Source organism: Microbacterium sp. ZXX196 (genome assembly GCF_009709595.1).
GTDB lineage: Bacteria > Actinomycetota > Actinomycetes > Actinomycetales > Microbacteriaceae > Microbacterium > Microbacterium excoecariae.
This window is the reverse complement of the sequence record NZ_WMEE01000227.1, coordinates 1-267: the sequence shown is the minus strand read 5'-3', so window position 1 is coordinate 267 and position 267 is coordinate 1. Positions and strand designations below refer to the sequence as shown.

The following is a 267-nucleotide window of genomic DNA, read 5'->3' as shown; positions in this document are numbered from 1 at the left end:
AATCAAAACGGACGATAACACGAATGCCTTTTTCATGACATTTTCTGACGACATCAGCCAGCATATTGTTATTTTTTAGAAAAGGGTTCCGGTAGTGAAAATCCAGATCAGAAGGGTAAAAAGCCATAATGCCGCCCGCGTTGATCAGCAGGGTATTGGCTGAAAAATTTTCAAGAGCTTTTAGCAGAGAATCCGGATTTAGTGTCGCGGCTTCATAAGCCGGTAAATTGGTCTGAATGACGCGGAGATTATTCTTTTTCCACCAGG

At 42.3% G+C, this 267-nt stretch carries 1 protein-coding gene; it reads right to left on the bottom strand.

The features are described from left to right. A partial coding sequence (locus GJQ66_RS12850) for a hypothetical protein (protein ID WP_230379616.1) occupies window positions 1-267 on the bottom strand: 267 nt, incomplete at both ends.